Annotated in this window: 16 protein-coding genes and 3 pseudogenes; 11 read left to right on the top strand and 8 right to left on the bottom strand. The window is 47.9% G+C overall.

What is annotated here, in order from left to right:
• Positions 1-50: 50 nt before the first annotated feature.
• From K7H21_RS28320 to K7H21_RS29155, 3 genes and pseudogenes are all read left to right on the top strand, one after another.
• Positions 51-379: pseudogene (locus K7H21_RS28320) on the top strand (zinc ribbon domain-containing protein); the annotation flags it as partial.
• A 361-nt stretch (positions 380-740) separates the two neighbouring features.
• Positions 741-1,253 carry a hypothetical protein gene (locus K7H21_RS29160; protein WP_228751098.1) on the top strand — a complete coding sequence of 171 codons (513 nt, stop codon included), beginning with the start codon at positions 741-743 and terminating at the stop codon, positions 1,251-1,253.
• A gap of 99 nt (positions 1,254-1,352) precedes the next feature.
• Entirely contained in the window at positions 1,353-1,577 is a 225-nt protein-coding gene (locus K7H21_RS29155; RefSeq protein WP_261366014.1) for a helix-turn-helix domain-containing protein, read from the top strand.
• Here K7H21_RS29155 and K7H21_RS28310 read toward each other — a convergent pair.
• Positions 1,504-2,562, bottom strand: coding sequence for an alpha/beta hydrolase family protein (locus K7H21_RS28310; protein WP_223036026.1), 1,059 nt, complete (start codon positions 2,560-2,562; stop codon positions 1,504-1,506). The genes K7H21_RS29155 and K7H21_RS28310 overlap by 74 nt on opposite strands.
• Before the next feature lie 269 nt (positions 2,563-2,831).
• Here K7H21_RS28310 and K7H21_RS28305 point away from each other — a divergent pair.
• Positions 2,832-2,978: pseudogene (locus K7H21_RS28305) on the top strand (hypothetical protein); the annotation flags it as partial.
• A 446-nt stretch (positions 2,979-3,424) separates the two neighbouring features.
• On the opposite strand, the gene K7H21_RS28300 reads toward K7H21_RS28305, so the two are convergent.
• A complete protein-coding gene (locus K7H21_RS28300) occupies positions 3,425-3,961 on the bottom strand; it encodes a GNAT family N-acetyltransferase (protein ID WP_223036008.1) in 537 nt (178 codons plus the stop codon).
• An 893-nt stretch (positions 3,962-4,854) separates the two neighbouring features.
• Between K7H21_RS28300 and K7H21_RS28295 the strand changes: the two genes are divergently transcribed.
• The 7 genes from K7H21_RS28295 (at position 4,855) to K7H21_RS28265 (ending at position 13,186) form a co-directional block, all read left to right on the top strand.
• Complete coding sequence (locus K7H21_RS28295) at positions 4,855-5,415, top strand: fimbrial protein (RefSeq protein ID WP_170101085.1); 561 nt, start codon at positions 4,855-4,857, stop codon at positions 5,413-5,415.
• A 48-nt stretch (positions 5,416-5,463) separates the two neighbouring features.
• Complete coding sequence (locus K7H21_RS28290; protein ID WP_223036007.1) at positions 5,464-6,168, top strand: fimbrial biogenesis chaperone; 705 nt, start codon at positions 5,464-5,466, stop codon at positions 6,166-6,168.
• Entirely contained in the window at positions 6,134-8,704 is a 2,571-nt protein-coding gene (locus K7H21_RS28285) for a fimbria/pilus outer membrane usher protein (protein ID WP_228751097.1), read from the top strand. The genes K7H21_RS28290 and K7H21_RS28285 overlap by 35 nt, the downstream gene beginning before the upstream one ends.
• Complete coding sequence (locus K7H21_RS28280) at positions 8,701-10,032, top strand: fimbrial protein (RefSeq protein ID WP_228751096.1); 1,332 nt, start codon at positions 8,701-8,703, stop codon at positions 10,030-10,032. The genes K7H21_RS28285 and K7H21_RS28280 overlap by 4 nt, the downstream gene beginning before the upstream one ends.
• Positions 10,029-10,727, top strand: a complete 699-nt coding sequence (locus K7H21_RS28275) for a fimbrial biogenesis chaperone (protein ID WP_223036006.1) — start codon at positions 10,029-10,031, stop codon at positions 10,725-10,727. Before K7H21_RS28280 ends, K7H21_RS28275 begins: the two co-directional genes overlap by 4 nt.
• A gap of 159 nt (positions 10,728-10,886) precedes the next feature.
• On the top strand, positions 10,887-12,308 hold the full coding sequence (locus K7H21_RS28270) for an EAL domain-containing protein (protein WP_223036005.1): 1,422 nt from the start codon (positions 10,887-10,889) through the stop codon (positions 12,306-12,308).
• A gap of 2 nt (positions 12,309-12,310) precedes the next feature.
• The gene (locus tag K7H21_RS28265; protein ID WP_223036004.1) at positions 12,311-13,186 is read left to right on the top strand and encodes a MarR family transcriptional regulator; all 876 of its coding nucleotides are present in this window, start codon (positions 12,311-12,313) and stop codon (positions 13,184-13,186) included.
• Positions 13,187-13,256: 70 nt separating this feature from the next.
• On the opposite strand, the pseudogene K7H21_RS28260 reads toward K7H21_RS28265, so the two are convergent.
• The 6 genes and pseudogenes from K7H21_RS28260 to K7H21_RS28235 form a co-directional block, all read right to left on the bottom strand.
• Positions 13,257-13,621, bottom strand: a pseudogene (locus K7H21_RS28260) (integrase core domain-containing protein); the annotation flags it as partial.
• A gap of 369 nt (positions 13,622-13,990) precedes the next feature.
• A complete protein-coding gene (locus K7H21_RS28255; RefSeq protein ID WP_228751095.1) occupies positions 13,991-15,652 on the bottom strand; it encodes an ABC transporter ATP-binding protein/permease in 1,662 nt (553 codons plus the stop codon).
• 73 nt (positions 15,653-15,725) lie between these two features.
• Positions 15,726-18,188 (bottom strand): TonB-dependent siderophore receptor, encoded by a 2,463-nt coding sequence (locus tag K7H21_RS28250; RefSeq protein WP_228751094.1) that lies wholly within the window; start codon positions 18,186-18,188, stop codon positions 15,726-15,728.
• A gap of 93 nt (positions 18,189-18,281) precedes the next feature.
• Positions 18,282-19,262 (bottom strand): FecR domain-containing protein, encoded by a 981-nt coding sequence (locus tag K7H21_RS28245; protein ID WP_223036002.1) that lies wholly within the window; start codon positions 19,260-19,262, stop codon positions 18,282-18,284.
• Positions 19,252-19,815, bottom strand: coding sequence for a sigma-70 family RNA polymerase sigma factor (locus tag K7H21_RS28240; RefSeq protein WP_223036001.1), 564 nt, complete (start codon positions 19,813-19,815; stop codon positions 19,252-19,254). Before K7H21_RS28240 ends, K7H21_RS28245 begins: the two co-directional genes overlap by 11 nt.
• A gap of 196 nt (positions 19,816-20,011) precedes the next feature.
• Complete coding sequence (locus K7H21_RS28235) at positions 20,012-20,158, bottom strand: hypothetical protein (RefSeq protein WP_462442482.1); 147 nt, start codon at positions 20,156-20,158, stop codon at positions 20,012-20,014.
• Positions 20,159-20,181: the final 23 nt, after the last annotated feature.

Genomic DNA, 20,181 nt, shown 5'->3' with positions numbered 1-20,181 from the left:
GGAAAACGGAAATTATCCCACGTTAAGCATGTTTTAATCAGTCAGAAGTTGACAGTCCAATATCCGTAGGCGATGTGAGCGCCAGCAAGCTAATCAAAACAAAGATAGCTAAGAGCATTTTAGACGCTGGCTGGGCACAACTGGAATATAAAGCGACTGCGCATCAGCCATGTTTCAAGTAGTCAACGAATCCTATTCCACCCAGGCTTGTTCGTGTTGCGGGGTGCTAACCCCCAACAGTCTGAAAGGTAGAGCAGGTTTACGAATAAGAGTATGGGCTTGTAGCGAGTGTGGAACGCTACATGATCGTGATGTGAACGCGTCAAAGAATATACTCGCGGCAGGACATTGCCGTCTAGCTGAAGGAATCCCCATCCTTTTGGGCGGGGAGGATGTCAAGTTATTCAGAAATGATGAATTCATAAGCCCGGAAACCGTAAAAAGAGGGAGCGTGTTGAATCGTTAAAGATTTATGTGGGTAGTAGTTTTTTTTGCGCCTGTTTATGGAACAACATATCCTCTGATATAAATGATTTGCTTACAGGTATCACATGCTAGCCATTCCCTTTCCATAGTACACCCTTTCTATGTTGCTTATTTTACTGTTGAAGGTTTGCCAGCAGCGCCCCGCGGGTTATCGTAACAGCACGATTTTTATTGCGGGTTGTTCGCTGCAGGTACTGATGTCAGCCCTTCGGTGGCAGTTTGATCTTATACAGCTGCGTCAGCTGCAGTCTGTTATGGCTATTACCCTGCCACCGCTAGCCTGGCACTGCTTTACAGGACAGCGCTTGCAGCAAAAAATTGCCGCTTTTGTGGGACCACCGACACTCGCTTTGGCGCTAAACCTTATTGCTCCGGCAACCACGGATGCAGTGCTGATGCTGCTCTATATCGGCTACGGCTGCACCCTGATTCGAACGGCGCTGCAGGGGAGCAATACGTTTATTTTCAAGCGGCTTAGCGACAGCACCTCAACCTCATCACTCGCTTTTATCGCGGGGAGCTTTCTCTGTTTTTCCGGACTGACCGATCTGGCCATCGCGCTAAACTTCCATTTTTATCAGGGCCAGCAGGCGCCGCTGATGGTTGCAATCTCGCAGGCTATTCTGCTGCCATTTATCTGTTTTGCCATTGTCGGTAACAGCCGTCCGTCACTCCAGGACGGAGAGTCGTTATTGCCCCCGAAGAAAGTAAAGAGATCAGTAATGAAGAATTCGTCTCGACTTATCAGCGAGTCAACACGCTGGTAAACGAGCAGAATCTGTATCTGAATCCCGATTCTGACGCTGAATGCGCTGGCGAGAAAAACCGGGGTACCCGCGCGGCAGATTTCAAAAGCGGTCAACCTAGTGCGCGGCTGCAATGTCTCACAGTGGATCAACGGCTTGCGCATCGACTATGCGCAGCAGCTTCTACGGGATACGACCCTGCCGGTAACGGAAGTGATGCTGGAAGCAGGTTTTGCCACCAAATCGAATTTTCATCGCGAGTTTCTTCGTATCAGCGGTATAACCCCGACGGATTACCGCCGGACAGCGGTTGAAAGTCGAGGGTCTGATGGAGGAAGGCGCTGATATCTCTGACGAGATGACGGTGAATTTCATCCCGACTCCGGGTGCCCCCATCCTGGCAGACAATCTCTTCGCCCGGTTCTTTTTCTGCTATTAATGCTATTGCACCCGGTTTGCACTGCTGCATAAAACTAAAGTGAGTGGCACCTTCGACACTCACTACCCGTCTTACCGCGGCAGGGATATATTCAGCCAGGTAGCCGGACTCCAGCCTGGCGGGTAACTCATCGCTGTCCGCCTGAGCCGTCATAATCAGCACCGGCACTGCAATCTGAGAAAGTGATTCTGGCGTGAATCCGCGGGCCAGGCCCAGATCGAGTGAGACAACTGCTTTGATTGCCGGATCGCCTTCGTTTGCTGCCAGCAGCCCGGCGGTGTCATCAATACCCAGCGTCTGAATTAACTTGCAGGCTGACAGCCTGGTATGTGTCCGGCAATCATTCTGAAAGCGTGCGGCGTCAAAGCGCGCCCCCGTCAGTTCAAGTACTGTCCAGCCGCCAAGAGAGTGTCCTGCTGCTGCTATTCGCTGCTTATCAACTTTTCCAGCAAGTGAGGGGGTCGTGATAATTTTCACCATCACCCGCTGGAGATCCTGCGGGCGGCGCCAGAGTTCTTTCGCATCCTGCGGACGCTTGTTAAATGTTGTTGTGCCAGGGTGATCGACCGCCGCCACAATATAGCCCTGAGCCGCCATTTCCGTTGCCAGCCAGTTCAGGTTGCGCCAGTTTCCGCCATATCCGTGAGAAAGCAGAAGCAGTGGATGCTCGCCCGCTTCCGGTGCCGCATCGCGCAGCGCAGAGGTGCCGTAAAAAGCAATATTGTCACCCACATTTTCTGGCGAGCCAGTTTCAGCTGTGGGATACCATATAGCGATATTGAGATCTCGGGAATTTGACTCGTTGATATGCAACTGGCGAAAAGCAATGTTGGCATGCGATGCGACGCTAAAGAGAATGAAAAAAAGAAAGCATGAAAGGTCTCGAAACATAATGTTATCCGGTAAGTAAAAGAACCTCATTATGATCACGAACATCTGGTCGATACGTCCTGAAACGTGATCGAGGACCTTGATAGTTGCGTTTCTGGGAGATGCTACAGGTAATTCTTTGCAAAGAACACAAATAGCGTGTGGCGTTGCATTGGATCTCTGGACCGTGTCAGCAGCAAAGTTCAGGTTCGATAAGAATTAAGCAGATGCGAGATCGACTTCCCACGCCAGCAAACCGCGCAGTCGATTCAATGGCCAGTCCGGGATATGTAAACGAGCGGGAGGAAAATATTGAGGATGCAGTCGTTATCACAGAGCTGTTGCGTTTTCCGAACGATCCGGTTCGCCGCTGGTTTGATCGCCGCATATTGCGGGACGTGGTAAAAGAGGTCCGCGCCGTCAACTCTCAGGTGTGATGGGACCGAGCGTCAGGGTAGGGGCGACTTTCCCTTGTCTGCTCGCTGGCGCGGGATGTCCGGGGCGATAAGATATCCTCTTAATTTGCAACCTTCTATTAAGGCCTAAAAGGATTCAATCTAGATGGGGGTGCATGTGAAGGTCGGTTTTGAGCGAAGAGCATACATTCATAAAATTATCATCATTAATTGAGTAAGTTTCTTTCCCCTTCGGACTCCTCAAGGTTGTTTTTATCTAAAACATCTTATTTCAGCGAAGAAAAATACTGCGTCGTCGATTTACCCAGCGCCTTCCTTAACATGGTGATGAAGGTTTTCTCCGGAAGCATTCTGTCATTGCCCCCAACAGCGCTTAGCGTTAATTAACTGTGTTAAAGCTCAACCAGGTCTTGGTGACTGATATCACTTATATCCCACCAGATGGGGATATAGGGTTACATCTGACGCTAGATCTCGCTCTCGCGCATAACCTTCTCAAAACGGAATGCATCGTTGTCATCTTCGAGAAAAACATAATCTTCTGGATTATTAATGTCAGGATGCTTTTTATTAAAGAATTCAACGATTTTGAACCCACACTTGTTTACGTAAAAATGAATATTACGCTTTTCAAAATAGGGCGTATGTGTTTGCCAGGATACTGTCTCTGGATATTCTTCCTCGATCAAATGCCAGGCTTTAAGGCCTATGCCTCGCCCTTCCTGTCCAACCATCAAGAAAAAGAAATCGAGCGAATTGTGGTTGGTTTTATTATCAATATTCAGCACAGCACCTCCAACCTTTCGACCATTACAAAGAATGTGAAGTGACACGGCATTGGTAGCATTCATTGTCATGTCTAGGGTTTTATCTGACGGAATTGGCTCATCTGAACGTTCTTCAAATGTATCGACTATCGCTACGGAGAAAGCTATCTGTAACTCTGATTTAAAATCAGCAACGTCAGTTGTTTTTACGGGTATAAGGGTTATGCATTTTTCCATTTTTATACCTAAGAATGTATTAGCTAATCGTATATGACAAATGAGGGTTATGATCTTCTTTAGAGCATTTCGTTCTAGCTGTAATCTTCTGAGCCGTAAACGAAAAAACCATCCTTCAAGATGGTTTTTAGAAGGCTCATTAACCGACAAATTTCTGAACTGTGGCGACTGTTTTTACAGAGCACAGAACCGAACTTGCCCTGATAGTCTAGCCGTAGGTAGCCTTATCATTCAATACTTCTTTGTACTGTGAATCTGTTATCAGTAGTGTTTTGCAGATTAATTCTTCACTTTGAATAACGTCTTGATTACTCGGCTGTTGCCGCCTCAGTTTTTTGACTCCAGTCCAAGTATAGAGCAGGATCGTCTACCGGGGCGGGGTCAGTCCAGTCACGATTAAAATGTCAGCCTTTGAATACGTTCATGGATCGCGTGTTGACTGATGGAAATGGGTGCAAGTTTATCAATGTGACGATCTTTGCAACAGTACCGTCATGGATGCTCAAGTCTAAATTCTATTTAAATGATAATTATTATTTTTTAGTAGTGAGATCTCTAATTTTCTATCACCCCTCCTAAATATGGTAGTTGTATTTTTGTTTTATTTAGTTTTTTAACAACTTTTTTAATAAAAGCCTATAAAACCTACACACATTTTTTTTGTGTAAGTATATATACTATAGTCTTTATTTATCAGTTAGTTATGATGAGATAAAAAAAATGACCAATTTTGTGTGCATGGTTGACATAAATTAAAAGTCCACATACTCTTCTTAAAGCAACATGTTTTTCTTCAGATCTATCTCTTAGGTAGATATTACTTTTGAGTTTTAATCCTTAGTAAATTAGTCGTCTATTCAGGAATTCCCGAAATTTATCAATAGGACATTGCCATGAAAATTACACTGAATAAATATTTACCATTAGCCGTTTTTTCACTCGTTCCGTTTGCTTCCGAAGCTGCACCTACAGTTACTTTCCAGGGGGAAGTAACTGAGCAAACATGTACAGTAGATATTAACGGGACTACTAATGCTGTTGTTCTTTTACCAACGGTATCAGTCAAGGATTTCGGTGCGACACTTGCCGCAAGTCAAACTGCAGGATTGACGCCATTCAAAGTTACCGTGAGTGGTTGCACTACTAGCCCATCTGATACTGCAATTACTACCAACTTCCTCGGATATAACGTTGATACAACCTATGGTGTGCTGGGGAATACCCTGACAGGTGCAAATGCCGCGACAGGGTTTGGTATTCAGTTGCTCAACGGAGGCACCAGCGGAAGTACTGCTATTGCACTCAATGGTGTAACCGGTGTTACCGGGCTGGTACTACCATCAGGCGAAAATACTGCGAACTACGAGTTTGGCGCGCAATATTTTTCACTGGGAAGCGCGGGCACTGCCGGTAAAATTACCTCTGTTGCAGAATACAGCATCAGTTACCTTTGATGACATGACTGGCTGCACTTACGTGCAGCCAATTTTAGCAGGTAATATATGAAAATCAGGCCAATAATTCTTTTTTTTGCAGCGTTTGGCATGATACCGTGTGCAAATGCAAACGTTGTAATGACCGGAACTCGTGTCATCGTGCCATTTAACAATAAAGAGAAAACCGTTCAGTTGAAAAACCCTGATAGTCAACCCTACGTTGTTCAGATGCAGATTACAGATGATAAAGGTAAACCTGATTCTCATTCTCCTTTCGTTATTGTACCACCTGTATTTCGAATGGAGAGTGAAACAGGACAATCTGTAAGGTTAATTACGAAAGATGCGAGTCACTTACCTCAGAACAGAGAATCTATCTTTTATCTTAGTTTCACACAGTTGCCAATGGTAACACCTGAGCAGAAAAGCCAGAATCAGCTAGTTCTGGCCATTACAAACAGGGTGAAGATTTTCTACAGACCAGCAGGACTGAACGGGGAAGCAGAAAATGCGTATGAAAAAATGGAATTCTCTGCCTCCGGAAGCGAATTAATGGTTAAAAACCCAACGGGTTATTTTGTTAATGTCAGAAGTGCTGAACTGAAGTCAGGCAGTCGTTTTATAATATTGGCAAAAAGCGTGATGTTAAATCCTGATTCACAGGTCAAATGGTCTCTTCCGGATGGAATCCATTCACTGCGAGGGACGACAATCAAACTGATAATGGTGAATGACTATGGAGCGGATGTTGTTAAGGAAAGACATTTGTAAAGTGCCCCAAGAGGTTGCAAAGTTATCTTTACTCAGCATAGCGCTCTCAATCGTAAATCTTTCAGTAATATCTTTCACCGCCACAGCATCCGATGAGGTAAGCTCAGAAGAATATATTTTTGATGCTGAATTATTTAAAGGTGCTAACTTCGATCAATCTGTTCTTGAGTCTCTGAAGAACCCTAACGCGATAGCTGCTGGCGAATATAAACTTGATGTCTATATCAATAATGAATTGTTAGGTAACTACACAATTCCTTACATTAAGTATGACAATAGTGTATTGCCGTGCCTTCCAGAAAACCTGATATCTGATATCGGGTTTAGAGAGAATGTGACGGCCTCGAAAAATACAAAGAGTTGTCTCATTATCTCCGAAATTTCAACAGCGATTGTTGCCAGGACAAACCTTTCTGAACTTAAACTAAACGTCACTGCACCTCAGGCAATGCTGCTTACCAGACCCAAAGATTATGTTAATCCGGACAAATTCCAGACAGGAAACAACGTGGGTTTCCTGAACTATGTATCTAACTATTATCACGTGTCCTACTCAGATTCTCGTGGCAGCAACCTGGATTCTTTGTGGCTTTCACTCAACGGAGGCATCAATATTGCCTCATGGCAATACCGGCAGATTAGCAACCTGAACTGGAATAAAGAGACAGGTAATCAGTGGAATAACGTTCGCCAGTACGTACAGCGTCCGCTACCAGCCTTCAACACTCAACTGATGGCTGGCCAGCTGATTACCAACGGGAAGTTCTTTTCGGGTATGAGCTATAACGGCTTAAACCTCTCATCCGCTGAAGAGATGCTTCCTCAGTCACAAAGAGGTTACGCACCGTTGATTAATGGTATCGCGTCAAGTAATGCGAAAGTGACCATACGTCAGAATGGTCAGGATATCTATCAGACAACTGTTCCTCCTGGCGCATTTGAAATCAATGACCTTTATCCTACAGGTGGTAATGGTGATTTGACCGTTGTTATTACCGAAGCCGATGGCACGATAAAAACCTATTCCGTCCCCTTCTCTGCTTTACCTGAGTCAATACGTCCCGGCATGTCGAAATACAACTTAGCGATCGGGAGAGTACGCGATACGGATGTGACTACCGAATTTGGTGATTTTATCTATCAGAGAGGGATAACTAATACTCTGACTGCAAACGGTGGATTACGCGTGGCAAAAAATTACACGGCTTATGTTGTTGGTGGTGTCCATGCCAGCAGAATCGGTGCAATTGGTGCAGATGCAACCTACTCCACGGCGAAGCTGAGTGACGATACAACCAGTCAAGGCTGGATGAGTCATTTATCATGGAGCAAAACTTTCACTGCTACCGGTACAAACCTGTCACTTGCCAGCTACAGGTACTCTACTGCCGGCTATCGCGATCTGCTTTCAGTGCTGGGTGACAGGAACAGAATATATACAGGTAATGAATGGTTAAATTATACCAGCGGTCAACGCGAAAGATGGGACCTGACGTTGAGCCAGACGCTCGGTGATTTTGGTACATCATATATTAATGCCGCCACCCAGTCCTATCGTGACGGCCGGTCGCGGGACACGCAATACCAGTTGGGTTTCAGCAAAATGCTTGGTCAGAACATCAGTATGAACCTGGCTATAACAAGACAACGCGTCGGAACCTATAGCGATCGTGGCCATGTTGAAAATGCTGCAGCAGTTTCATTTTCTATACCGCTATTCTCAGACAGTCCGCGTCCCGTGAGTTTCAGTACATCCTATAACCACAGCAACAGTGGTGGGGATCAATATCAGGCAAGTGCTTCAGGTATGGCAGATGACAATCATACAACCAGTTACAGCATTACCGCCATTCGGGATCAAAAATACCGGCAGAACGTATTCAGCGGCAGTTTACAGCGGAGATTGCCAAAGGCGTCGCTGGCTGCAAGCGCTTCGAAAGGGCAAGGATACTGGCAAACATCGGCCAACGCTCAGGGCGCGTTAGCCGTACATGCGGGCGGCGTGACTTTTGGCCCTTATCTGGGTGATACCTTTGCAATTGTCGAAGCAAAAGGCGCCGAAGGGGCCCGTATATTCAGTTCTGACCAGACGGTTATCGACAACAATGGTTATGCATTAATTCCGGCGCTCACGCCGTACCGCTATAACAATATTTCTCTTGATCCCAAAGGCATGCAGGGACATGCAGAGATCATAGACAGCCAGAAAAGAGTTGTTCCTGTCGCCGGTGCTGCCGTTAATGTCAGTTTCAAAACGCGGACAGGAACTGCCCTGCTGATAACGGTTACTTCCAGGAATGGGGATACCCTACCGATGGGGACACAAATCTACGACCGAAAAGGCGAGGCGGTCGGAATTGCCGGGCAGGGAGGACAGGTCTATGTCAGGGTGTCAGATACCAGCGGCGAGCTTCTGGCTGAATGGGGTGACAATAATAAATGTTACATACCGTACACCCTCAGTGAAGATGAGATAAACGCAGAGATAGTGAATCTCAGCGCAACATGCAGCAACCGGCAGGGAGGTGTTTCATGAAGAGATTTGACGGAATGATACGTATAATTTTAGTTTTGCTTCTTTCTCTGAGCGCTTCCGGGACCTGGGCAACCTGTAAGAGCACAGGTGCCTCACAGACGGAAGATAACAGGACGGCATTGATTCCTTTTGGGCGCATCAATTTAACGGATACCTACTTTCAGCCGGTTCGTACCCTACTGGGGTCTATTACCGTGCCACCGACAAACTACACCTTTGGAGGTGCAACGGCGTCGACCATTCTATGGACGTGTGATTTGACAGATTTGCCGAATATTTATTTCCTTGCGGCAACGAATGGTGATGACAGGGTTGGTGGATACTGGGATCTCGGAGAACAGGACGGCATACCGGATGTGTATGCAACGTATTTTGCTTATGTTGGTATAAAACAGACAATGAGTGGCGTAACGCTGACGCGTTACTGGGCCAAGGTTCCGGTTACGACCTATGCCACTAACGCATCCAACTCAGCCAAGATAGATATTCGTCTGCAGGACGTACCTGCTCTTCAGGCGGAATTATATCGCATCAGTACCATTCCTCCCGGAAGTGGTTCTGGTTCAGCCTATTGTGGAAGGGGCACATCCGGCGTTGTCACAGGAACACCGACCGGTGTCAATTATTCATGCATACAGCCGAACGCCTATATTCAGCTGGTCGGTCCGGGCCTGACCCATGACAATATAGGCGAAGACAGTAACACTAACTACCGTTTCTGGGGAGTTGATAACGGATTTGGTTATGGCATGAGATCTGTCAACACGCTTTACAACTCACCAAGCTGTGTCGCCAGAAGTGCTACACCAGTGGTGCTTCTGCCAACGATTTCAGTAAGTGATTTAAATAAAGGTCTCACCAGTACGGCTGGTTTTAATGTGACGGTTGAATGCAGTAATTCAGTTACCTCAGGTACAACCGCGAATTCCGGCCAGACCGCTATAGGATTCCAGGTATCAAGCGGGGCATTTACAGCAGCCAGGGAACTTGGACTGGTAAACAGCAGCAATGGCGTCAGCATACTGCTGTCTGATAACTATCAGGCGACAGGAATGGCAAAAGGTGTGGGGATCGCAATTTCATACAGCAGTGCGCCGGGTACAGCCCTGACTCTTATCGGCGAGCAGGGCATGGATATTCTTAACCATTCCGGCAATTCAGCGGGATGGTACCCTGTGCTGAACAATGCGACCCCGGTTGGTAGTTCCAGCAGCGGATATACAAATTACAGCTATAACTTCACCGCCACGCTAAAAAAAATAGATGGACAGACAGTTGTAGCTGGTAAAGTTAAATCCACTGCGACGGTAATGGTGCAGGTACAATGAATAAAATCATAATCAGCCTGATGCTTTGGATGTTAGTATCACCCGTTTACTCTGGCGTAATGCCGTCTCAGTCAAGAGTCATTTTTAATGCCTCTGACAGAATGCAGAGCCTTATGCTGGTGAATACCAATTCTTACCCAGTAGTTGTGCAGACCTGGGCCGATAATGGAGAAGGTGATCCGGATGTGAAGAACATTCCCTTTATCATCCTTCCTCCGGTATTCAGACTTGAAATGGGTGATGTCAGAGGCATTCGCATAGTCAAAAATGATACATCACTGGCTCAGGATCGGGAGTCACTTTTTTGGCTTAATATTTATGAAATGCCGCCCGATACAAGAATGAATAAAGAAAACAGTGTTCTTGTTACCATGAACACGCAAATTAAAATTATTTACAGACCTACGCTAGTCACCACTACGCCGGCTGAAAGCCTTGCGAAGGTACGATGTACGCTTCAGAGCAAAGGTCTTTTGAAATGCAGTAATCATTCAGCAAACTATCTGTCGGTTTCACGCATCAGATATTTGGATAAGGAAAACAGAGAACACACCATAAAAAATGGCATGTTAACATTCCCGCCACATGCAGAAGTCAGCATACATGAGAATTCCATCGCAGATTCACCAGTCAGAATTATATTCACACTTATTGGGGACGGGGGGGAGTTAACAGACATATCGGTAAATATGTGACCCGGGAACAAAAATAGACGATGCTGACATAAATATCCATATAAAATAGACACAAAAAAAACCAATTAATGCTACGAAATTAATTGTGCCGGAAAGCTTCAGTGGCTTATATTTGTATATAACGTCATCGTTTAATCTTAAAATGGCGGGAAAACTAAAATGGATGTCAGCATTGTTATTTCAAAATGTGCCTTTTTTAAAAAAGGCATCAGAGAATATTTCAAAATTAGAACTGAAGCCTCGACTGAAGTTGAGCCAAAAGATGCATGGTTACCTGAAGCGGCTATCGCTCATTTGCCTAGGCATGAATATAGCTTTCTTTCGACTCTTGGTGAGATAATTAAAGTCTTAAATGAAAGTGACAATAGAATTACCGTAGTATTTGTGACAGATGCCTCTGCATTACTTATCGCTAAAACATTAATCGCTAACATGAAAAAGAGGATACTCAGACGTATCGATTTTATCATTGCGCCTGTCAGTTGTACCGTGCAGAACGTGGATAAACTCCTGAAAACAGGAAGTGCCATGCATAACTGTTTAATGTGTAATGCATTTCTTGAAAACTTACTGGGTACCATGACGGCGAAAGGCATGAGTAATCACGAATTACAGGTACTCACAAATGTGTATCGAGGAAGAGACCTCAGATCACAGGTTTCTGAAACTGGACTAAGTGTTAAATCACTTTACAAATACAGGTTGACAGGTATGAAAAAATTCAAATGCTGGGGCATGGCAACTCTGACTACAGATAAAAAACCTGGGATCATTTGTGATAGACATTTTGATTGTTTATCAGAGGATGAAAGAAGTTTCGTAAATGCTGTTGCAGAAAATGATATCTTTGTAGTTTTTCAGCCAATAGTTGACCATAATCTCAGACTGCAAGGTTTCGAGATCCTGGTCAGATGGCTACAGGGGGGTATTATAAGATATCCGGGTGATTTTCTTCCTGGATTTCGTAGTAAGTACCCATGGATGGTGTTGTCTGCATTTGTACTCAGGCATGCTATAAAAATGATAAACAGGTTCCAGGGAAAGTATTATTTCTCTATAAACCTCCCGAGTCAGTTAATTTATGAGCAGGGAGTTGTGAAAATGCTCAATGTAGCTCGATCATCGATAAATAATCAAAACTATAACAGCTTGGTTCTCGAACTGAATGAAAAGACTTCCTTCGAACATCATCCTGAAGTAATTGATAATATCATTTCTATACAGAATTTGGGATATCGTGTTTTTCTTGATGATTGTTTTTCTGATAAAAGTGCTTTTTTCCCTGTTCGGAAAGTTAAGTTTGACGGCTATAAAATAGATATGTCTGCAGTGAGTGACTCTTTGTGCGACTTCGATTGTCTGGCATTAATAAACTCTCTACAGCATTACTGTTCTTTAACCAACAGAAAGTGTATTGCAGAAGGTATTGATAGTATTAAAAAATTAAATGCCTTACGTCATCTTACTAAGCTTGACTTTCAGGGAGGATTAATTAGTAGACCGCTCAGTGAGGAATCTATGATCAAGTTTGTTCAAGAGAGTGATGAGATTATCAAATTCAGTATATCTTTGGCAGGTTAATTATGTCAGCAGAAATAATAAAGCAAGCCATTATATCAAATGCGTTAACAATTAAAAGTCGCAAGAATTTTTTTTACGCTATAGAGGAATTTTATCAGAATGATAAAGCTCTATTGAAACTACAGCCCGCATTCTTTAAGTATATACTCAATGAGAGTAGATTTAATATTATACTTATGACATGTTGCTTCATTTTTAATGGTAGCGTAACATCTATAACAGATATTAAAAAATACTGTGAGATAAACTCCATATCTAGCCAGAACAGTATTATAGCTGTTATCTCATTGCTCAAGGCGTCAGGTAGAATCGATACAGAAAGAGATGCAGATGACAGGAGAAACGTAAAGCTGATCATTACACCAAAAGGATTGAGAGACCTCAAAAGTTATATTTATACGGTTATCGCACCATTGAGAAATCTATATCCTGAATATAATTTCAACATGGAGTCCATTGCTACTTATTCTTTTCTACAGGACTTTTTCTATGGCGTATCTGTTCCTTTACTGAAAGGTGTGACATATAAATCGATAAACAATGAAATTGATTATTATCTTGATAAGGACGGTGGTCGATCACTTTTAATTCATTTATATATGAACTCGGTTCATAATAAAATGCAGGTTAACTACACGATTAATAAATTAGCGTGCGTGATTTGTGTTTCAAGAACGCAAGTTATAAGGTTAATTAATAAGTTAATGAAAGATGGATACCTTCAAAGCATGAATAAAAATACAATAGTGGTGAGTCAATGCTTATTAGATTTAGTTGAAGACTATATGTCGATATACTTTTCATATATAGAATACTATCTTTTTAGCTCAGCAGATTTGAAGAGAATCTTAATGGATAAAAAGCAGCCTGTTGGATGAGGCTGATTTATTAATTGCTCACTTTATTTATATAAATTTAAAAGTTAATTGATCTTGATAAATCTGGAATTTATTTGTTTTTTAGTTTAAATATAAGTGGTAAGTCCATAATGTCGGTTAGTTTTTCTTCATACTTCCCGTTTCGCCAGTCCGCTGCAAATTCAGCTGGCGTCTTATAATCCAGCGATGAATGTGGATGGCACTCGTTATAATCCTGCCGCAAGTCATTAATAGTTTTCCTGGTATAAACAATATCGCTGAACCAGTGGTCGCTCAGGCATTCATCTCTATATCTTCCGTTAAACCTTCAATAAATCCGTTCTCTGTCGGCTTGCCGGGCTGGATAAGCCGCAGCTCCACGCCATCCAAAGGCCATTGTTCCAGTGCGCGGCAAGTGAATTCTGGTTCCTGAACGGTCCTTATCGTAGCTGGATAGCAGCACAGGCGAGCTACCTGCTTGTCACGGCTGCTGCTGCATTAGCAATCGCCACAGCCCGATTCATACCTCTGACTTTTATAATTCCAGCTGTCGTAGGCATCCTTAACCGTATTCCACTGCACATCGCAGCATGTGTTCAGTCACTCAGTATCAGCTTTGCGCTCAGAGGTCGTAACAGTCCCCGCAGCGCCTGACCATTTTTCACTTTGACATCTGTGTTGAGACCGCCAGTTGCCCACCCACATGGACAGACGGAAACAGAACCTGCTGCAAACAACAGGCCATAATGGATATGCAGATTAATGGCAGGAAAAGAGGACGCTATGTTCTTTTTTGTACCTAATCTAAAATGGCTGTAAAAAATTTTAACGATACCCTTCAATAAGATATTGCATATTCATCGAATCTATAACTGCTCTTTGGTGGCTGACAACCAGGATGATGCTCTGCGGGAGTTCGCGGCGGATAGCGCCTATCAGCGCTACGGCCGTCCCATCGTCCAGGTGGCTAGTTGATTCATCAAGGCAAATAAAATCGGGCTGATTCACCAGAATGCGGGCAAAGGAAAGACGCTGCTGCTCGCCGCCAGAAAGGATACCGCGCCATGGCTGGCGCTCATTCAGCTGCCGGCACAAATGGTGTAGCCCAACCTTCTTCAGGCAGATCTCCAGCCGTTGACTGCTGACTTTAGCTAAGCCCGGATACGTCAACACATGGCTCAGAAGATCGTCGGGCAGATACGGTTTTTGCGGCACGAACAGACTTTTGCCGGTCGGATGGCTATAGACCCCGCTGCGATATGGCCATAACCCGGAGAGTACTCTTAAGAAGGTCGTTTTCCCACACCCGCTGGCGCCGATAATCGCCAGCGCCTCCCCGCGCCGTAAGTCGAGACTTATCGGGTTAAACAGGGGCGTACCATCAGCGTGACGGGCGACAAGATGAAGACAGCGTAATGCACCGGGCTGGCGTGAAAAGCGCGATTGCGCCGGCAGTGCGATTAAGTCTTGCTCAAACTGCCATAGCCTCTCTACCGTCGCTGACCAGGCCACTATCTGGCGGTAGGAGTCGATAAACCAGCCGAAGGCGTCAAGGACATAACCGAAAGCGGCGCGCGTCTGCATGACGCCGCCAAGCGAGATCTGTTTTGCGATGTACAGCGGCAGGACGGCAAAAATCGGGATCATCAGACTCAGACGAAAATAGGAGGTGGTGAACGTATCAAGGCGAAACTCGCGCGACATCAGCCGCTGCCAATTCTGCGCAATTGCCGAAAAATGACGGTGTACGCGGCGCAGTTCTGCACGTTCAGCGCTGTATAAGGCAATCTGCTCGCTGTTTTCGCGGATGCGCAGCAGGCTGGCACGGTAGTCCGCCTCGCTTTTTTGCCGCTCTATATTCAGCTGATGCAGCGGGCGGCCTATCCAGTGGGCCAGCAGGCTGCTAATGGTCGCATACCCCAGCGCCACCCACACCAGATAACCGTGCAGAGTGACGTTGTGTCCGGCAACGTTGAGACTGAGCGTGCCAGAGAGCTGCCACAGAATAAAGATGAACGATAAAAGCCCCGTGATGTTTTTTAGCAGCGACAAGAATAGCCCAAGGCTCTGCTCAACCAGCAGACGAATATCCTCGGCTATACGCTGATCGGGATTATCGTGTTCCACATGGAGGCTGAGACGGTAATGATTATGTTGTCGCAGCCACAGATGCTGAAATCTCATGGTCATTTTCTGTCGCCAGCGGATGGTCAGTAATTTTTTCAGCCAGTTCGAGCTGATAATAAACGCCACAAACAGCGCAGTATATCCGGCATAAGTGAGCGCCAGCATGCTGATCGACGCATGCTGAAAGTAGTCGCTGAGGGCATCATAAAGTTCCCGGCTCCAGCTGTTGTACTGCACACTTACCCATACCATGCTCAGCGTGAGAGCGGTCAGCATCACCAATAAAAGCCACGAAAACCATTCGCGAGTGTGTAGCCAACAGGGGGCTATCAGTTGATAAAACCGTTTCAAACTTTGCATAAAGAAGTTCGCACAGAGTGTGTAAAAAGCGTGACGGCCGCCTTTGCGGACGGCTGCCCATTATCCTTTGCGCTTAATAAGCCCATTTCACGTTGAACATGACGTTACGCGGATCGCCGTAGAAATTGTTTCCCCCGCGGTGACGGTTGGAAACGCCGAGGTAGTACTCTTTATCCGTCAAGTTGTTACCGTTCAGGCTCAGGCTTATTTGTTTACTGTACTGATAGCCGATATTGGCGTTGAAAAGCGTGTATCCGCCCTGCGACACATCGTAGTTGGTGGTTGTATCCGTCTGCGCCGTCAGCCCTGCGCCGACGGACCATTTCTCCCACTCTCCCGGCAGGCAATAGCTGCTATACAAGCGGAAAAGATGCTGCGGCGTGTGTTTGCTGAAGTTGGTGCCTTTCTGCGTGGTGGCGGCTTCGAGATATTTGCTGTTATTTAGCGTGTATCCGGCGTACACCTGCCAACCTTGCGCAAGCTGCCCGGACATCTCCATTTCAATGCCCTGGCTCTGCACCTTGCCGTCGGCGACGTAGCAGTCATCGCAGTCCACCCCGCTCATGGCGTTATTCGCCTGAATAATGCGGAACAGGGCGACGGAGGCGTTCAGCCCACCGTTGAAGAACTCCCCTTTGACGCCGGTTTCGTAATTGCTGCCGGTGACCGGCGGCAGGAAGTTGCCGCTGGCATCCTGCAGGCTTTGCGGTTTGTAGATTTCGGCGTAGCTCAGATACCAGGTATAGTCTTTGGCGAAATCCCACAGCAGGCCGCCGTAGGGGATGATTTTGCCTTTCACCTTGTAATTGCTGTGCGCGGTCATCGCCCCGGTGGTGAGATTGGTAAAATAGGAGTCGTAGGTAAAGCTACTGTAACGGTTTCCGAGGATCAGCTTCCAGTCGTCGGTCAGGCTCAGCCGTGTCGTGGCGTACAGGCCGCGCTGATAGACGTTGTACTGATAGCGGCGGGTGTAATCCCAGACGGGTTCGGAGAGGCTATCGGGGTCCCAGCTATAGATATTTACCGCGCTGGAATTGCTCAGCGAACCAAATAAGTTATTGAAGTTCTCCTTCTGATAATCACCGCCGAATACCAGCTGGTGATCGCGACCCAGCAGCCCGAACGGCCCGCTCAGGTTGATGTTCACGCCGTACTGGCTACTGCGGTTGTGTCGTTGCAGGTAGCTGTTGAGCTTCGCGCTGCCTGAATCATCCACGCCCTGAGTGCCGTTGCCGTAAACGCCGATGAATTTGCCCTCGGCGCTGGCGGTCGTGTAGTTCAGCGAGCTTTTGGCGACCCATTCGTTATCAAAATAGTGTTCGAGCTCGGCGTAGGCGTTAGTTTTCTCGAAGGTGATGTTATTCCAGCTGGCCCCCAGGAAGGTCGAGCGGGGCAGACCCAGGCTGGAGTAGTTGGTGGACATCGGCACGCCGTAAAGATTGGGCACCGTATCGGTTTTTTGCCAGGAGAGACCGGTGGTCAGTGTGGTCTGCGACGTCAAATCATAGGCGAGAGTACCGAACAGCACCTGGCGATCGCTGTGCACGTAATCGGTAAAGCTGTCTCTTTTTTGCAGTACGCCAACTGCGCGGCCTCGTAGCGAGGCATCGTCATTCAGCGGCCCGGAGACGTCCATTTCGCCGCGGTAGTTATCCCAGCTGCCGGCGCTGGCGCTGACGGAAGAGCGAAAATCGTAGGTCGGACGCTTGCGCACCATGTTCACCGTTCCCCCCGGTTCGCCGCTGCCCTGGGTCAGGCCTGACGCGCCGCGCAGAACTTCCAGATGATCGTAAATGGCCAGATCCGGTGATTCGGTGGAGGCTTCGGCATACCCCATTCCGGCGAGGCTGTTCTGAAACGAGGAGTTGATACCGTCTTCCTGAAGGTTATCCATCGTGAAACCGCGCGACTGGTAACGAGTCTGGTAGGAGCTTTCGTTGATGACGTTCACGCCCGTGACCTGACGCATCGCGTCGTCCAGCGAGGTCATATTCTGATCGTTCATCCGCTGGCGGGTAACTACGCTGACCGACTGCGGCGTCTCCCGCGGCGAGAGATTAAGACGGGTCGCCGCCGACATGCTGCGGGTGGTGTAAGAGCCGGTGTCTTCAGTCATCGCGCCGTAGTTAATGTCACCGACCACCACCATTTCGTCCCCTTCAGGGATCGCTTTCAGGGTGTAGCTGCCGTTGGGCTGACGTTCTGCCAGCAGCCCGCGATCGGTCAACAGCCGGGAGAAGCCTTCAGCAAGGGTGTAGGTGCCTTTGAGTGCCGGAGAGGATTTACCGGCCGTCAGCCGCGCATCGCTCGCCAGATAAATGCCCGACTGCGCGGCAAACTGATTCAGCTGAGTCGCCAGCGGCGCGGCCGGGATCGCATAGACGTGCTTATCCGTCGCCGTTTCGGCGGCCTGCGCAGCGGGCGCGAGGGCGATGGCAAAGATCAATAGCGGCGCACAAAACATCATGCGCAGGAGAGCGGGCGTCGGCGAACGACGGAAAATCCGCAGCGGGCTGGTGCGTGGTGATGATGACATAGATCCCCCTGATAATTCCCAAAAGTAAAAGTGCTGCATAGAGTTAATCGGATGAGGGCACGTAAAGGGGAACCGATGAGGCGAATTTATTTGTTATTTATCGCGCGGTGCGACCGTCAGCCACCATGAGAAGCGGCGGTTGAGCTGCACGGGCAGCGCGTTGGTGAGCATGTTCAGCGCCATATCGGTATCATTCAACGGGAACGTACCGGTGACGGTCAGCGCTGACACGGCCGGATCACATCCCAGATAGCCGTGGCGGTAGGCCGACAGCCGTTCGATAAACTCACCGAGGGGGAGATTATCGGCCTGTAGCAACCCGCGGGGCCAGGCAGGCTGCGCATTACGCAGCGGCGAGATCGGGCCAAAGGCATACTGGCGGAAGGTCATCGCCTGACCGGCCTGTGCGATCGACGCGTCGCTGATGGCCGCCGGAGAAACTTCCACCGCCCCCTGATACACCTGCAACACGGTGGTATCGCCGAGCGCCTGCACGCTGAAGCGCGTGCCGAGGGCGCGCATTTTGCCCTGCGCGGTGGCGATGGTCAGCGGGCGATGCTGATCGGCGGCGGTTTCGATCATCACCCGGCCGTTCAGCAGCCGCAGCGCGCGCTGCGTCGGGGAGTAATCAACGTTCAGCGCGCTGTCGGTGTCAAGCCAGATCCGCGAGCCATCAGCCAGCGTAAACGACCTGATTTCGCCGCAGGGGCTGTGATAATCGGCATGCCACGCCAGGAGCTGATTGCGCAGCGGCGCATGACGCCAGCTGCCCCAGGCGAGCAGGGTGCCGACGGACATCCAGGCCGCCATTTTTAGCACCTGGCGCCGCCCGGCGGCGTGCGTTCTCTGGGTCAACGCGGTCAGTGCCGCCGTTTGTCGCTCATCACTTTCCCGCAGCAGCGAAAAGCGCTGGCTGATATTCAGCACGTACCGCCACGCCAGCTGATTCTCCTGACTCTCGTCAAGCCAGCGCTGTAACGCGGCGGGATAGGTCTGCGGTGACGCGAGGTCCTCGACTTCGGCATACCAGTTTGCCGCCTGCTGCAGCGCGGCGAAGCCGGGTTTATGGCTCATCGTATCTGACCGCAGCGGGGGGGGGGGGGAGTGCATCGAGATACTCGACTTCAAAACTCAGGCAGTGAAGCATGGCCTGAGCCATATATTTCTTCACCATGCGCTCGGAGACGGCGAGTTCAGCGGCGATTTTCGCGTAGGTCAGCCCGCCGATCTGCGACATCAAAAACGCCGCGCGGACTTTCTCCGGCAGCGCCTGCAGCATGGCATCCACCTGAAAAAGTGTTTCCAGGACGATCGCGCAGTGTTCTGCTGAGACCGCGGTGGCCAGCGGTTGAGCTGCCAATGTTTCCAGCCAGACGCGCTCGATTTCTTTTCTGCGCCACAGGTCAATACACATGCCCTGAGCCATCGAACCAAGATAGGCGCGTGCGCCGGTAAGATTGTCAAAGTTTCGCGGTTTTATCAGCAGGCGCAGGAAGACGTCCTGCGCGAGGTCGGCGGCATCGCTGGCATTCCCGAGGCGTCGTCTGAGCAACTTTTGCAGCCAGTTGTTATGCTCGGAGAACAGCAGCACAATATTTTCAGCTGAGCAAAAACCAGGAGATGACATGTCGCTCTAACCGCCGGAGAAGAGTAAATCGAGAAATATTTAGACACAAATAATATATGAGAATGATTTTCATTTCAACGCATATGAATCCAGCGCCTTATACGTCTCGGATCACGTTTTGATGTTTTGCACCTTGGCCGCTGACTGCAATCGCTACAAGCAATATTGATAAAGAACATTTACTGCTCTTTATCATTCATACTCCGGCCTGTCTCATCAGCTTACGTAGCGTCTCTTTGGCCAGATACAGACCATGGTTCTCGGTGGGCTTCTCACAGGCTAAAGCCGGACCAAAATCAGCATAACTTTCGCGGATAATACGCTCAGCGAGGCCCGGCATCATTTGCCGGTTACCTATAGGGCAGG

Source organism: Klebsiella sp. CTHL.F3a (assembly GCF_019890895.1).
GTDB lineage: Bacteria > Pseudomonadota > Gammaproteobacteria > Enterobacterales > Enterobacteriaceae > Klebsiella > Klebsiella grimontii.
This window is presented reverse-complemented; position numbering and strand designations above follow the sequence as displayed.